The sequence below is a fragment of the Chromobacterium fluminis genome, assembly GCF_011602385.1.
GTDB classification, from domain to species: Bacteria; Pseudomonadota; Gammaproteobacteria; order Burkholderiales; family Chromobacteriaceae; genus Chromobacterium; species Chromobacterium fluminis.
Map to the genome: position 1 here is coordinate 209,844 of NZ_JAAOMA010000002.1, position 14,065 is coordinate 223,908.

The 14,065-nt window shown below is 63.0% G+C and carries 12 protein-coding genes; 6 read left to right on the forward strand and 6 right to left on the reverse strand.

Translation table 11 applies throughout. The annotated features are described in order from the left end of the window. Position 1: 1 nt before the first annotated feature. From HA052_RS02425 to HA052_RS02435, 3 genes are all read right to left on the reverse strand, one after another. Entirely contained in the window at positions 2-361 is a 360-nt protein-coding gene (locus HA052_RS02425; RefSeq protein ID WP_166450521.1) for a hypothetical protein, read from the reverse strand. Positions 362-482: 121 nt separating this feature from the next. Beyond that, complete coding sequence (locus HA052_RS02430) at positions 483-1,667, reverse strand: FAD-dependent monooxygenase (RefSeq protein WP_166450623.1); 1,185 nt, start codon at positions 1,665-1,667, stop codon at positions 483-485. Between the two features lie 94 nt (positions 1,668-1,761). Then, positions 1,762-2,694, reverse strand: a complete 933-nt coding sequence (locus tag HA052_RS02435; RefSeq protein WP_166450624.1) for a LysR family transcriptional regulator — start codon at positions 2,692-2,694, stop codon at positions 1,762-1,764. Between the two features lie 328 nt (positions 2,695-3,022). On the opposite strand from HA052_RS02435, the gene HA052_RS02440 reads away from it, so the two are divergent. The 3 genes from HA052_RS02440 to adhE all read left to right on the forward strand — a co-directional run bounded on the left by HA052_RS02440 (position 3,023) and on the right by adhE (position 7,749). Further along, positions 3,023-3,388, forward strand: a complete 366-nt coding sequence (locus HA052_RS02440) for an ester cyclase (protein ID WP_081544350.1) — start codon at positions 3,023-3,025, stop codon at positions 3,386-3,388. Between the two features lie 158 nt (positions 3,389-3,546). Continuing rightward, positions 3,547-4,650, forward strand: a complete 1,104-nt coding sequence (locus HA052_RS02445) for a carbonic anhydrase (protein ID WP_240937249.1) — start codon at positions 3,547-3,549, stop codon at positions 4,648-4,650. A gap of 429 nt (positions 4,651-5,079) precedes the next feature. Next, positions 5,080-7,749, forward strand: coding sequence for a bifunctional acetaldehyde-CoA/alcohol dehydrogenase (gene adhE, locus HA052_RS02450; RefSeq protein ID WP_166450625.1), 2,670 nt, complete (start codon positions 5,080-5,082; stop codon positions 7,747-7,749). A gap of 67 nt (positions 7,750-7,816) precedes the next feature. On the opposite strand, the gene HA052_RS02455 is transcribed toward adhE, so the two are convergent. Further along, positions 7,817-9,214 carry a methyl-accepting chemotaxis protein gene (locus HA052_RS02455; protein ID WP_166450626.1) on the reverse strand — a complete coding sequence of 466 codons (1,398 nt, stop codon included), beginning with the start codon at positions 9,212-9,214 and terminating at the stop codon, positions 7,817-7,819. Between the two features lie 486 nt (positions 9,215-9,700). On the opposite strand from HA052_RS02455, the gene HA052_RS02460 reads away from it, so the two are divergent. Further along, positions 9,701-11,098, forward strand: a complete 1,398-nt coding sequence (locus tag HA052_RS02460; protein ID WP_166450627.1) for an amino acid permease — start codon at positions 9,701-9,703, stop codon at positions 11,096-11,098. A 60-nt stretch (positions 11,099-11,158) separates the two neighbouring features. On the opposite strand, the gene HA052_RS02465 is transcribed toward HA052_RS02460, so the two are convergent. Continuing rightward, positions 11,159-11,608, reverse strand: coding sequence for a hypothetical protein (locus tag HA052_RS02465; RefSeq protein WP_166450628.1), 450 nt, complete (start codon positions 11,606-11,608; stop codon positions 11,159-11,161). 420 nt (positions 11,609-12,028) lie between these two features. Here HA052_RS02465 and HA052_RS02470 point away from each other — a divergent pair, with 420 nt between their 5' ends. Continuing rightward, the gene (locus tag HA052_RS02470; RefSeq protein WP_166450629.1) at positions 12,029-12,370 is read left to right on the forward strand and encodes a DUF6616 family protein; all 342 of its coding nucleotides are present in this window, start codon (positions 12,029-12,031) and stop codon (positions 12,368-12,370) included. 154 nt (positions 12,371-12,524) lie between these two features. On the opposite strand, the gene HA052_RS02475 is transcribed toward HA052_RS02470, so the two are convergent. After that, positions 12,525-13,292 carry a hypothetical protein gene (locus tag HA052_RS02475; RefSeq protein ID WP_166450630.1) on the reverse strand — a complete coding sequence of 256 codons (768 nt, stop codon included), beginning with the start codon at positions 13,290-13,292 and terminating at the stop codon, positions 12,525-12,527. 151 nt (positions 13,293-13,443) lie between these two features. Here HA052_RS02475 and HA052_RS02480 point away from each other — a divergent pair, with 151 nt between their 5' ends. Then, positions 13,444-14,001 (forward strand): GNAT family N-acetyltransferase, encoded by a 558-nt coding sequence (locus HA052_RS02480; protein ID WP_439823231.1) that lies wholly within the window; start codon positions 13,444-13,446, stop codon positions 13,999-14,001. Positions 14,002-14,065: the final 64 nt, after the last annotated feature.

Consider the following 14,065-nt stretch of genomic DNA (forward strand, 5'->3'; position numbering starts at 1 on the left):
TTTATTGGCTGTTGCCGGCCGGAGCCTGTCCCTGAGCGGCCGCATCGTCGGCACCCGGCGCCGCGCGGCGGTCTCCCGGCGGTTCCCCATGGGCCGCGCCGTGTTGCGGGCCGCCGTTGGCGTTGCCGGGTGCATGACCGCCGTCATGGTTGCCGCCGCCTCCGGAACCACCGCCGGCGCCGCCTCCCTCATGTCCGCCGCCGCCGGAACCTCCGCCGCCGCCCTCGTGTCCACCGCCACCGCCACCGCCACCGCCAGCCTGGCTGAGCAGTGGCCCGTGGGCAGGCGAGAAGGACCAGGCGGGGGAGGAAAGGGCGCCGAGCGAGTAAAGCAGCGCCGCCAGCAATGTCAGACGTGTCATGGAATGGCCTCCTTGAGCGATGGCCGACCCGCCGCGACGGCGGCGCTGATGAGGGCCAGACGCTTCAGCATAGCCGCCAAGGGGCGATGACGCCGGCCGCTCAAGGAGACGCCGCCGGGCGTCAGCCGCCTTTCAGCCCCAGCGCGTAGCGTATCGCTTCGCGCTTCAGCGGACCGGCGTGATTGGCCAGGCGCATCCCCAGCTTGCGCGCCAGCCGCAGCGGGGCGATATCGTTGCCAAAGCCGTAGCAGAAGGCGTCCATCGCGGTTTGCATCGCAAGGTTGGCCGGTTTTCGCGCGCGCTGATAGCGCTGCAGCGTGTCGACGGCGGCGAAATCCCTGCCTTGGGCCGCGGCTTCCAGAATCACTTCGGCCAGTTTGGCCGCGTCCTGGAAGCCCAGGTTCACGCCTTGGCCGGCCAGCGGGTGGATGGTGTGGGCGGCGTCGCCCACCAGGGCCACGCCGTCCTTGACGTAGCGCTGCGCGTGGCGGCGGGTCAGCGCGAAGCTGCCCTTGGCCACGATGCGGCGGATATTGCCCAGCTTGCGCGGAAAGGCGGCGTGAAAGGCCGCGGCCAGCTCCGCCTCGTCCAGCGCTAGCAGCCGCTGGACGTCCGGCGGACGGTGATACCAGACCAGCGAGCCGTATTCGCCGGTCAGCGGCAAAAAGGCTTGCGGGCCGGTGGGGGTGAAGCGTTGCCAGGTGATGTCCTGCTGCGTTTGCTCTTGCTCGCAGCAAGCCACCAGCGCGTGCATGGGATAGTCCCAACTGGTGACGCCGATGCCGGCGGCGTCGCGCACCGACGAGCGCGCGCCGTCGGCGGCGATCAGCAAGCGGGCGCTCAATTGACGGCCGTCTTCCAGTTCCACGCGGGAGGCGAAGGGCTGGTAGACGATGCGGCGGATGGTGGCCGGGGCCAGATAGTCGACGTCGGCGCATTGGCGCAGGGCCTGGGTGGCGGCCAGTTGCACCACCCGGTTTTCCACGATGTGGCCGAGCGCGGCCTCGCCGGCCTCCTCGGCGGTGAACAGCGTGCCGTCGGCTTCTTCGTCCTCCCACACCTGCATGCGCAGATAGGGGGCCGCGCGCATCGCCAGCACCGCGTCCCAAGCGCCGATGCCGGCCAGAAAGCGCGCCGAGGCGGGGCTGATCGCCGAAACCCGCAGATCCGGCGCTTGGGCCGCGTCGAACGGGGCGGGCGGCGTCTGCTCCAGCACCGCAATGCTCAGGCCGTGGCCGGATAGCGCGGCGGCCAGTGCCGAGCCCACCATGCCGCCGCCGACGATGAGAATATCGCTGTATTGCATAAATCCCTTTCCAATCGTTTGCCCGCGCTTTTCGCCGAGCGCCGGGTCGCGCGCCAGCATAGCCCAGAGGAGGCGCCGCGCGTCTTGGTCTGGATCAAGCCGTTTGCGGTTCCGCCGCCAGCAGGGCGCGCAGCCGCGGCACCACATGTTGGACGAACACCTCGTTCTTGCGCGGCAGCGGGTGGCGGTAAGGGTAAACCAGAAAGGCAGGCCAGCAGTCGTGGCTCCAGCCCGGCAGCACCGGCAGCAACTGGCCGGTGGCGAGAAAGCTGCTGGCCACATAGTGGGGCAGCAGCGCCAGGCCGCAGCCGGCCACCGCGCCGGAAACCAGCGGAGAATACTGATTGCAGCTGAGCACCGGCCGCACCGGCATGCGCACATAGACGCCGTCTTTCTCCAGCGCCCATTCCACTGTCTTGTTGGGCGCCTTGCTGGAATCGTACAGCACGCGGTGCAGGCACAAGTCCTCCGGGTGTTCCAGCCTGGGCGCTTGCGCAAGGTAGCCGGGCGAGGCGTAGACGGTTTCGCGCATGAAGCCCAGCGGTTTGGCCACCAGTCCCTCGTCGTAGACATTGCGCGTGCGCACGCAAAAATCCAGCCCTTCCGCCACCGGGTCTTGCAGCCGGTTCTCCACTTGCAGCTGCATCTCCAGCCCCGGGTATTGATTGGAGAGCTCGGACAAGATGGGCACCAGCAGGAACTGGGCGAAGGCGGACGCGGAGCTGATGACCAGGGGGCCTTCCACGCAATCCTGAACATTGCCCACGTCGCCGCGTACCCGGTCCAGCATCTCGCGCAGCTGGCGCGCGTGCACGGCCAGCCGCTGGCCGGCCTCGGTCAGCGCCACACGCCGGGTATTGCGCAGTACCAGCACCGCGCCCAGCTCCAGCTCCAGTTGCTTGACCAATTGGCTGACGCGGCTTTTGGCGCAGCCTAGCGCGTCGGCCGCCGCGGTGAAGCTGCCGTGGCGGGCCAGCGCGTCGAAGGCCAGCAGAGCATCCGGAGAGGGAGGGTGGTTTGTTTTCATTTCAGAACAGTGTGTGGGTATTTCACGGATTTTATTGTATAGGCATGTAGATTAGCATGCTTGCGTGATCAATAGCAGAACAATTGGAGCGCATCATGGCATTGGGAACCAAGGGGGCGTGGAGTCGGTTTTGGGGGCGGCTGGGCCGCTTGTGGTGGCAAGGGATGCGGGCCCACGCGCAGCGCGCGCTTCGCGACGAAACCGAGGCGCTGGAGCGTGTGAGGTGCGAGGCGTCAAGCGGGGGGCGGCCGTGCGCCAATCCGGTGGATTGCGCGCGGAACCGACGGGTGTTTCATTGACAGTGATGTTGAATCGAGGAGAAACGAAAATGCAGGATACCAGAGCGGTAGTGACGGGGTTTTTGAACGAGGTGCGTTCCGGACGCAATCCGGACGCGGCCGGCGATTATCTGTCGCCCAAGGTATTGGCGCATCAATTGGTGGCGGAGTCGCCGTATACGCTGGAGCGCAGCCCGGCGGATTACGCGGCGCACGTGCGCGAGTTCCTGCGCGACTATGGCGCCTTTGAGCTGAGGGTGGATGAATTACTGGTGGACGGAGACAAGGCGTACGCGCGCTGGACTCAGATGGGGCGAAATCTGGCCGGCAGCGGAGCACCGCTGCGTCAGATCGGCAGCGCCTGCTATCGAGTGGCGGATGGCCGCATTGTCGAGTACTGGATACAAAGCAGCTGAGTCGTTGGCGCTATTTGCATGCGGCGCCTCACTGGTTTAACTTATTGTCATAATTTTGTGTTAATTGCAGGTCAATTAATATCGTCTTTCAGTTTTATCAAACATGGCCGATATTGCATAAATATAATGACCGCCAAGATGACAATAAGGAGCTGTAAATGGGGATGCTTGGACGCAAGCGCCAACTGGCGCTTTGTCTGCTGTTGTTGACGACCCAGGCTTGGGCGGAAGAGGCGGCGCCGGCCGAAGGGTCTCAGCCCAAGACGGTGATCAAGTTGCCGCTGAAGTTGAAGCCCGCGGCGCCCGACGCCCATAAGGCGGAACCGGCCAAGCCGGCAGCGCCGGCGGCGGAACACAAGACCGAAGCCAAGCCGGCCGCCAAGGCGGAGGCCAAGCCCGAAGCGAAACACGCGGAAGCCAAGCCGGCAGAGGCCAAGCCCGCTGAAGCCAAACAGGCCGAATCCAAGCCGCCGGAGAAAATGGAGCCGGCGGTGAAGATGGCGCCTCCGCCGGCGGCCAAGAATTTGAGCGAGCCCAGCCCGGAAGTGCACGCGCCGGTGAAAAAGCGCCGCGCGGCCAAGCCCAAGCGCAAGGTGGTTCCGGCCGAGCACGGCGACGCGCATTCGGCCTCCGAGGCCCAGCAGGTGCGCGGCGTGGTGGACGCCATCGTCGAAGCCAACGCCCGCTATATGAAGTCGCACGACAAAGCCTATTTCGAACGCTTCGCCGAGCATCAGAGCCCGCGCGCCACCGTGGTGACCTGCTCGGACTCCCGGGTCCAAACCAACGCCTTCCACGGCGATGCGGTCAACGATTTGTTCATGGTGCGCGACATCGGCAATCAATTGGCCACCGCCGAGGGTTCGGTCGAATACGGGGTGCGGCATTTGCACACTCCCTTGCTAATCATCATCGGCCATGCCGCCTGCGGCGCGATCAAGGCCGCCTCCGGCGACTACGGCGGGCTGGAGCCGGCGATACGCAAAGAGCTGGCCACCATCGATATCCCCAAGGGCATAGACCCCACCAACGGCGCGCTGCTGAACGTCAACAACCAGGTGGAAACCGCGATCATGACCTTCGCCGGCGAGGTGGAGGGGGGCAAGCTGGCGGTGCTTGGCGCGTTCTACGATTTCCGCAACGATCTGAAGCAAGGCTACGGCAAGCTGGTGATCACCAATCTGAACGGCGAGACAGATCCGGCCAAGATCCGCGAAATGACCCGCGCCGGCCAGTTCTTTAAATACAGCTTTATGAAATAGCGGCGCGCCGTTTTTTCGCTTCGACACCATGGCCGCCTTCAGGCGGCCATTTTATTTGCGCGACGCCGGCGCGGTAGCGCCGTCATTACAGCCGGCGCGCGCTGATTTTCCTTCATGATTCCGGTTGAGACATTTTTTCTCCGCTTAATCCGTATTTGTTTGGCAATGCGCAAAAACGAATATCGTTTTTTCGCTTAGCATGGGCTTATCGATGCCGCCGCTACGGTTTCTCGTTTGCGAGCGACAGGGTTTTTCCGTGTTGAGAGCGTATCGATGTAATGCGCTTGCTACAAAAAAGTTTTGAAGCGATGAGAATGAGCGGTGAATGGACAATAATATTGTCTAGATTTAATTTTCATAAATGAAATTAAATGCCACCAATTAGTCATTCTCTCGCCGCGACAGGTTTAACTGTTTGGGAGACTTGAAATGACCGTTAGCAATGAACTGGAACTGGACGCGCTGGTGGCGCGGGTGAAAAAAGCACAGGCCGCGTTTGCCGGCTTCAGTCAGGAGCAGGTGGATCACATCTTCCGCTCCGCGGCGCTGGCCGCCGCGGACGCGCGGATACCGCTGGCCAAGATGGCGGTGGCGGAAACCGGCATGGGCGTGCTGGAAGACAAGGTGATCAAAAACCACTTCGCCTCCGAATACATCTACAACAAGTACAAGGACGATAAAACCTGCGGCGTGCTGGCCGAGGACGACACCTTCGGCACCATCACCATCGCCGAGCCGATAGGCCTGATCTGCGGCATCGTGCCCACCACCAACCCCACCTCCACCGCCATCTTCAAGGCGCTGATTTCGCTGAAGACGCGCAACGGCATCATTTTCTCGCCGCACCCGCGCGCCAAGCGCTCCACTTGCGAAGCGGCGCGGTTGGTGTTGCAGGCGGCGGTGGCGGCCGGCGCGCCGCCGGACATCATAGGTTGGATAGACGAGCCTTCGGTGGCCTTGTCCAATCAACTGATGCACCACCCTGACCTCAACTTGATTCTGGCCACCGGCGGGCCGGGCATGGTGCGCGCCGCGTACTCCTCAGGCAAGCCCGCCATCGGCGTGGGCGCCGGCAATACGCCGGCGGTGATAGACGAGACCGCCGACATCAAGCGCGCCGTCGCCTCCATCCTGATGTCCAAGACCTTCGACAACGGCGTGGTGTGCGCGTCGGAGCAGTCCGTCATCATCGTCGACGAAATCTACGAGGCCGTGCGCGAGCGCTTCGCCAAGCACGGCGGCTATATCCTGTCCAAACGGGAAGCGGAGGCGGTGCGCAAAGTGATTCTGCAGGACGGCGGCCTCAACGCCGCCATCGTCGGCCAGAGCGCGGCCAAGATCGCCGCGATGGCCGGCATCGAGGCGCCGCCGGCCACCAAGGTGCTGATCGGCGAAGTCAGCGACGTATCCGCCGCCGAAGCCTTCGCCCATGAAAAACTGTCGCCGACGCTGGCGATGTACCGCGCCAGCGACTTCATCGACGCTTGCGACAAGGCCGCTGCGCTGGTGGCGATGGGCGGGATCGGCCACACCTCGGCGCTGTACACCGATCAGGACTTGCAAGGCGAGCGCATCCGCTACTTTGGCGACAAGATGAAAACCGCGCGCATCCTGATCAATACGCCGTCGTCGCAAGGCGGCATCGGCGACCTCTACAACTTCAGCCTGGTGCCGTCGCTGACCCTGGGCTGCGGCTCCTGGGGCGGCAACTCGATCTCGGAGAACGTAGGCCCCAAACACCTGATCAACAAGAAAACCGTGGCCAAGAGGGCCGAGAACATGTTGTGGCATAAGCTGCCCAAGTCCATTTACTTCCGCCGCGGCTGCTTGCCGGTGGCGCTGGAAGACCTGTCCGGAAAACGCCGCTGCCTGATCGTCACGGGCCAGTATCTGTTCGACAACGGCTTCGTCGACGAGCCTATCCGCCTGCTGAAGAAAATGGGTTTGGAGGTGGAGGTGTTCTTCGAGGTGCCGGCTGACCCGACGCTGGCGGTGGTGCGCAAGGGCGCGGACCTGGCCCATGCCTTCAAGCCGGACGTGATCATGGCCTTGGGCGGCGGATCGCCGATGGACGCGGCCAAGATCATGTGGGTGATGTATGAGCATCCGGAAGTGCATTTCGAAGACTTGGCGCTGCGCTTCATGGACATCCGCAAACGGATTTACCAGTTCCCTAAATTGGGGCGCAAAGCGGAGTTGGTGGCGGTGCCCACCACCTCCGGCACCGGTTCGGAAGTGACGCCGTTCGCCGTGGTCACCGATGAGAACACCGGGGTCAAATACCCGATCGCCGACTATGAGCTGACGCCGAACATGGCTATCGTCGACGCCAACTTGGTGATGAACATGCCCAAGTCGCTGACCGCCTTCGGCGGCATCGACGCGGTGACTCATGCGCTGGAAGCCTACGCTTCGGTGATGGCCAACGAGTACTCTGACCCCCAGGCCTTGCAGGCCTTGAAGATGCTTAAGGACTATCTGCCGTCCGCCTATCGCAACGGCGCGGGCGATCCCAAGGCGCGCGAGCAGGTGCACAACGCCGCCACTATCGCCGGCATCGCTTTTGCCAACGCTTTTCTCGGCGTTTGCCATTCGATGGCGCACAAGATAGGCGCCGAGTTCGGCCTGGCCCACGGCCTGGCCAATGCGCTCTTGATCAGCAATGTGATCCGCTACAACGCCGCCGACGTGCCGACCAAGCAGACCGCCTTCAGCCAGTACGACCGGCCCAAGAGCGTGGCGCGCTACGCTGAAATCGCCCGCCATCTGGGCCTGGAAGCCAGCCGCGACCACGAGCGGGTGGAGAAGCTGATCGAATGGGTGGACGCGCTCAAGCGCACGCTGGACATTCCGGCGTCCATCCAGGCCGCCGGCGTGGCCGAGGCGGATTTCCTGGCCAAGGTGGACTTGTTGGCGGAGGCCGCTTTCGATGACCAGTGCACCGGCGCCAACCCGCGCTATCCGCTGATCAGCGAACTGAAGCAGCTGCTGTTGGACAGCTATTACGGCCGCGCTTACAAGGAAAGCTGGGAGCGCGAAGCGGGCGCAGAAGCCAAGCCCGAGGGGCGCCCGGCCAAAGGCAAGCTCAAGGCGGTGTGAGTCCCGCCGCTGTCAGTCAAGCCGCCGCGCGTCAGCCCGGCGGCTTTTTCTTGGCGTGACGGCCGGCTCAGTATTTGAAATAGCTTATGGTCTGCGCCAGCTCCACCGCCTGCTCGCTCATGCCGCGCGCGGTAGCTGTCAGTTGTTCCGACGCCGCGGCGTTGGCCTGCATGGAACGGCTGATTTCGCTGACGCCCTGATTGATCTGTTCCACCCGCTGCGCTTGCTGGTTGGAGGACTGATTGATTTCCTGCACGAAGCTGGCGGTGCTCTGTATCGTCGGCAACATCTGATTGAACAGTTCGCCCGCGTGTTCGGCGCGGCGCACGCTGCTTTGCGTCAGCTGGCTGATTTCCTTGGCCGCCTGCTGGCTGCGCGCCGCCAGCTTGCGCACCTCGCCGGCCACCACCGCGAAGCCGCGGCCGTGTTCGCCGGCGCGCGCCGCCTCTATCGCCGCGTTCAGCGCCAGCAAATTGGTTTGATAGGCGATATCGTCGATGATCAGCACTTTGTTGGCGATGTCCCACATCGCGGCGATGGTTTCGTCCACCGCTTGGCCGCCGGCCGCCGCGTGCCTGCTGCTGTCGTTGGCCATCTGGTCCGTGGTGCGGGCATCGTCCCGGTTCTTCCACACGAAGGCGGAAATCTGCTCCAGGCTGGCGCTGTTCTTGTCGATGTTGTTGGCTTGCTCAGATGCTTGCTGGCTCAGCGTGTCCACCGCCTGGCTGATCTGCCGCGCGGCGTTGGCCAGGTCCGAGGAGAAGGCGTCGATATGCGCCAGAATGCCGGCTAGCTTGGCCACCAGCCGGCGCGTGGATTCGGCCAGATCGCCCAGCTCGTCCTGGCTGGCGTATCGCGGCGGCGCGGTCAGATCTCCGTCGGCGATGGCGTGCAGGGCTTGGCTCACTTCGCGGATGGGCTGGTGCAGCAGGCGGCGCAACAGCAGTGACAGAACCATGACGGTGACCAGATCCAGCAACAGGATTTCCGCGGACACCCGCCACAGCACCGCGTGCAGCTTCTCGCGGATTTCTTCCGTAGATACTTGCAGGCTCAGTTTGCCGACGGTGCGCGCGGTCGCGCCGTCGTGAAAGACCACGACGCGTTCGCGGGTCATGTCCGCGTCCGGGGCCTGCCTTTCGCCGCGCAGCAGCGAGCCGTCGGCCTCGCGGCGGTAGCCGGCGAACGGCGCGCCGTTGGCGTCGTGGACGAAAACGCCGCGAAGCGCGCGTTTTCCCATCTCCGCCTCCAGCACCCGCAAACCTTGGGCGCTGTCGAAATTCCACATCGGCCCGGCCAGATTTGACGCCAGCCGCGCGCCGATCGCGGCGATTTCGCTGTCCAGCGCCTGGCGCAGCTCCTGTTGGGTGCGCCAGTAGTCCAGCGCGCCGAACGCCGCCAGCAGGGCGGACATGATGAGCATGAAGGCCAGGTTAAGCTTCAGGCTGATGCTGTTGTGCCGCATAGGTGCATGCTCCCGGCTCGATAAAGCGATTCAACGCTTTATTGATAGCACCTGTCGGCTTTGGCCGGACTGTTGGATGCCGACGATCAAGCCCGGCGGAGGGGCGCCGCGCCGGTGACGGCCGGCGCGGATACGGAGGCGTCGGCATTAAGCGCCGCATTTATGCTTTTTGCGCGTATCTATATTCTGAAACATGACATGACAAAGGTCTTGAGGTAATCTCCTGCCCCATGTGTTATGGGCCACAACGACAATCCCAAGCCATAGCATCGGCGGCGGCGCTGCCCTTAGAACCTGTTTACGCTCTGCTGCGCGTCGTGAGGCGCCGCACGGTGAGTACGGCTTCGAAATGCTCATGTACCACTCGTACATTCCGCTTTCTCCGCCGCAACGCCTTGTCTCGCCTTAGCTCGCGAGATCGTAAACACGTTCTAAGCGCCAAGGCTACAACCCTTACGCAATACAAAGACAGTTAAAGGAGCAACTATGCAACCTGCTCAGGACTCCCTGCACAGGGGACTGGAAGAGCGGCATATCAACCTCATGGCCCTGGGCGCCACCATCGGCGTCGGCCTGTTTCTGGGATCGGCCACCGCCATCAAAATGGCCGGCCCCGCCATCATGCTGGCTTACGCCCTAGGCGGCTTCGCCATCTTCCTGATCATGCGCGCGCTGGGTGAAATGGCCATTCATAATCCGGTGGCCGGATCGTTCAGCCGTTACGCGCTGGATTACCTCGGCCCCTTGGCCGGCTACCTGACCGGCTGGAACTACTGGTTCCTGTGGCTGGTGACTTGCATGGCGGAAATCACCGCCGTCGGCGTCTACATGGGCATCTGGTTCCCGGACATTCCAGCCTGGTATTGGGCGCTGGCCGCGCTGCTGGCCATGGGCGGCGTCAACTTCATCGCGGTCAAGGCCTATGGCGAATTCGAGTTCTGGTTCGCGTTGATCAAGATCGTCACCATTGTGCTGATGATCATCGGCGGCCTGGGCATGATCGTGTTCGGCCTGGGCCACGGCGGGGTGGCCACCGGCATCTCCAATCTGTGGAGTCACGGCGGCTTCATGCCCAATGGCTTCAGCGGCGTGCTGATGTCGCTGCAAATGGTGATGTTCGCTTATTTGGGCGTGGAAATGCTGGGCCTGACCGCCGGCGAAGCCAAGAATCCGAAGAAAGCGCTGGCTCGCGCGGTGGATTCGGTGTTCTGGCGTATTCTGATCTTCTACATCGGCGCGCTGTTCGTCATTCTGGCGATTTACCCGTGGAATGAGCTGGGCACCCGCGGCAGCCCCTTCGTGCTCACCTTCGAGCAGCTGGGCATCCCCGCCGCCGCCGGCATCATCAACTTCGTGGTGCTCACCGCCGCGCTGTCCTCGTGCAATAGCGGGATTTTCAGCACCGGCCGCATGTTGTACAACCTGGCCCAGCAACAGCAGGCGCTGCCCATCTTCGCTAAAGTGTCGCGTCAAGGCGTGCCGGTGTTCGCTTTGCTGATGTCGGTGTTCGCGCTATTGGCGGGCGTGCTGCTCAACTACCTGGCGCCCAAGGAAGTATTCACCTGGCTGACCGCGATCTCCACCTTCGGCGCGATCTGGACCTGGGTGATCATTCTGCTGGCCCAGCTGCGCTTCCGCCGCACACTGAGCCGCGAGCAGTTGGCGGCGCTGGCCTACAAGATGCCGTTATGGCCGTATGGCTCTTACATCGCCATGGGGTTTTTGATTCTGGTGGTGGGCTTGATGGCTTACTTCCCGGACACTCGCATCGCCTTGATTATTGGCCCGGGTTGGCTGGCCTTCCTGGTAGTGGTCTACTATCTGTTGGGCTACAACAAGCGCAGCGCCGAGGAAGTGGCGCGGCTGGCGCAAAACGCCCGCTGACGTTTGCCGGATTTCGGCCGCAATGAAAAACCCGCTCGCAAGGAGCGGGTTTTTTGCGTCTCAACGCGGCAGCCAGCTGCCGCGCAGCGAGTAATCGCCGGGCTGCTGCCGGGTGGGGCCGCTGAGCGGGTGAGCCGGCGGGGGCGCGTGTTGTTCGCAATTGCTCTGGCCGAAGCAACGCGGCAGCGGGTTGAAGCCTGCACTGGGGCAGCCCGGCGGCGGGTTGACGCCGATGCAATGCTGCATCCGCTCTCTTTGCATTCGTTCCCGCAAGCTGGGCGTGCTCAGATCCGCTTTGACCGAAAAATCCGGCCCGGCGTCCAGGTTCTTCAACTGCACCGCGCTTTTAAACTTGAGCGGCTTGTTCTTTTTATCCGTCTGCTTCATTGACGGCTTGGCGCGAGCGTCCCACGGGTCTTTCAAGGCGAAGTCGTAAGAAGGCAGGGGCGCCGCCGCCAGGCTCGCGCTCAAGGCGGCCAGCGACAGTAATAGGGCGTGTCTACACTGCATGATGAATCTTTGTCCTGCGGTGTCAATGCCGCTGGCGCCCGGCTGCTGCCAGGCAGGGAGGGGCGCGCGGAATGCTCTTGTTGGGGGAATTGGCTGGCGCGGCGGTAGCCGCGGTGGCTGTGCGCAGCTCACCGAAATTTCAATGGGAGCGTGCGGATGCTTTTTATAACATCAAAGTTTTTCAGCTGGCAATAAGATGCAATGACAGGCGAAGCGGCGCGCGGCTTAATCAGCAGGCCGCGGCTCAGAATGTGTTTACGATCTCGCGAGCTAAGGCGAGGCAAGGCGAAAACAGCTGAGAAAGCGGAATGTACACGTGGTACATGAGCATTTCGAAGGTGTGCTCACCGTGTAAGGCTCCACGACGCGCAGCAGATCGTAAACAGGTTATTAGGCCGTTCACACTCACGGAGATTTTCTATGGCGCACTATCTGGTGGAATTGTACAGCCCGAAACCGGCTTGGCTGTCTTTGAGTTTTTTGCACCGCACCGACTTCCTGGATCAGGTGAAAAGCAATATCGAGGCGCTGCCCGGCCTGGGCATTCAACTGCTGACCTTGAGCCAGATCTCGGCCGACGCCGATCAGGCGACGCCCTATCGCTTCCTGGGCGTTTGGAGCTTGCCCAACCGGGAGGCCTGTGAGGCGATGCTGGCCGGCATCCGCGCCAGCGGCTGGTACGACTATTTCGACCACGTCAACGCGGTGGGCGCGGCCGGCGGCGTGGACGTGCATCTGGCGGACCTGCTGCAAGTCAAGTAAGGCCGGCCGCGGGCTGCCGGATCATAGGCGGCCCGCAGGCTTACCGCGCCGCGGCGTAGGCAGTCAGAATGTGTTCGAAGGCGCCGCTAGGCTCGGGCCTGGCCGGTCGCCGTGCAAACCCCAATATCATGGTCGCGAGAGCGGCAACCGTTTTTCAGGAATATTTGGCTGTGATGTAGCTGCGGCAGAAGCGGGCGGTCATGCCCGCGATCAGCGCGCTGGCGTCGTCGATGTCGGTGAGCGCGCGCTTGGGCGGCGGGTTTTCCGACGCGCCGTGGCGGGCGTAGATGCCCAGAATGCTGGTGTTATTGCAGGCGGCGGTGAACAGGCTGAGCTGTTCCGGATCCGCGAAGGCGTCGATGCCGACGTCGATCTCTTTGGCGTAGTGTTTGACGCTGTCCAGTATCTTGTTCAGCGTACTCCAGGCCAGCACTTTTTCCAGCGTGGTGTTGGTGGAAATCAAGCCCAGCAGGAACCGCAGATCGCGCAGGCAGACATCGTGCTTGGCCAGATAGAGCAGGTAGGACGGGTAGCGTTGGCGCGGATTCTCGTAACGGGTGTGAATCTGGTCGATCCTGGGATTGCGGCTGAACGGCTCTTCTTCTATCCGATGGGCGCTGATGGGATAGCTGCAGCCGTTCTCATAAGCGCTGAAGCCCAGGAACTGGACGGGCATGCTGCTTACGCTGCCGGCGGCGGCGCGCAAGGCACCGTTGAGCAGCAGCTGCAGGCTGTAGAGGCGTTGGGAAACGTGCTCGGGGTCTTCTAGTTCGTCGATGTGGCGCGAATAGGCGTAGAACTGCATGCCGATGTGGTCGTTCTCGTAGCCCAGGTCGATGTCGTTGCCGAAGAAATTATGAGCGAAATCGGGATAGTAGCCGCCGGCGGCGATGGTGATTTCCCATTTGTGTACTGGCGACATGAAGCTTCCCTGGCGGTGGCTGGAGGGGGATGGTTGCGGGCGCGGGCCGCGCTAGGGGCCGGATGCTAGCATAGCTTGAGTCCAAGCGCATAAATTGCTTGGGCCTGCGAGACTTTGGTCATGTCCGGCGCAGTGTTGATCGGGGGAGAGGATGGCGCTTGAAGATTTAAGCCCGGCGCCGACGTTGCCGGTCCGGCATGGCAATGGTCTGCTTTTGCGGGCGGCGGTTGCGGAGGAGATGGATGCCGTTTATCTGATGGGGCGGGATGTTTGGGGCGAGGGCTGCTCCGAGGCCGAGTATCTGCGAATCTGCCGGGATTCGCATAAGTATCGACGCGGCAGCTGGCATGTGTTGGCGGATACGGATGGAGGCTTGCTGTGTTCGGCGATTGCCTATCGCTTGCCGTCGCTGGCGGAACGGGAGGCAGTTGGCATCGGTTCGATCGCCACGGCGCCTGCCAGGCGTGGTCAGGGCTTTGCCAGCCTATTTTTGAAGGAAGTGTTGAGCGCCTACCGAGAACAATGCTTGGCGGAGGTGTTTTTGCTGTACGCCGATATCCATCGCGAGTTTTACCGACGCTTTGGCTTCCGAGTCTTGCCTGAGGCTTTGCAAGCGCGCGGCGATGCGCTGGGGATGGTGCTATGCGCGCCGGAGCTGTGGGAGGACGCCATGCTGGCGCTGGCTGAGCGTCCTCTTGGATATTTCTGATCGGAAGCGGGAAACTGGGCGTGCGGGTTTCCGCCGGCGCCTGCCTGCGCGGGCGCCGGCGGCG

Excerpts from the sequence above, each read along its gene's own strand:
- HA052_RS02425 (WP_166450521.1), bottom strand. The coding sequence starts at position 361 with ATGACACGTCTGACATTGCTGGCGGCGCTGCTTTACTCGCTCGGCGCC.
- HA052_RS02430 (WP_166450623.1), bottom strand. The coding sequence starts at position 1,667 with ATGCAATACAGCGATATTCTCATCGTCGGCGGCGGCATGGTGGGCTCG.
- HA052_RS02435 (WP_166450624.1), bottom strand. The coding sequence starts at position 2,694 with ATGAAAACAAACCACCCTCCCTCTCCGGATGCTCTGCTGGCCTTCGAC.
- HA052_RS02440 (WP_081544350.1), top strand. The coding sequence starts at position 3,023 with ATGCAGGATACCAGAGCGGTAGTGACGGGGTTTTTGAACGAGGTGCGT.
- HA052_RS02445 (WP_240937249.1), top strand. The coding sequence starts at position 3,547 with ATGGGGATGCTTGGACGCAAGCGCCAACTGGCGCTTTGTCTGCTGTTG.
- adhE (WP_166450625.1), top strand. The coding sequence starts at position 5,080 with ATGACCGTTAGCAATGAACTGGAACTGGACGCGCTGGTGGCGCGGGTG.
- HA052_RS02455 (WP_166450626.1), bottom strand. The coding sequence starts at position 9,214 with ATGCGGCACAACAGCATCAGCCTGAAGCTTAACCTGGCCTTCATGCTC.
- HA052_RS02460 (WP_166450627.1), top strand. The coding sequence starts at position 9,701 with ATGCAACCTGCTCAGGACTCCCTGCACAGGGGACTGGAAGAGCGGCAT.
- HA052_RS02465 (WP_166450628.1), bottom strand. The coding sequence starts at position 11,608 with ATGCAGTGTAGACACGCCCTATTACTGTCGCTGGCCGCCTTGAGCGCG.
- HA052_RS02470 (WP_166450629.1), top strand. The coding sequence starts at position 12,029 with ATGGCGCACTATCTGGTGGAATTGTACAGCCCGAAACCGGCTTGGCTG.
- HA052_RS02475 (WP_166450630.1), bottom strand. The coding sequence starts at position 13,292 with ATGTCGCCAGTACACAAATGGGAAATCACCATCGCCGCCGGCGGCTAC.
- HA052_RS02480 (WP_439823231.1), top strand. The coding sequence starts at position 13,444 with ATGGCGCTTGAAGATTTAAGCCCGGCGCCGACGTTGCCGGTCCGGCAT.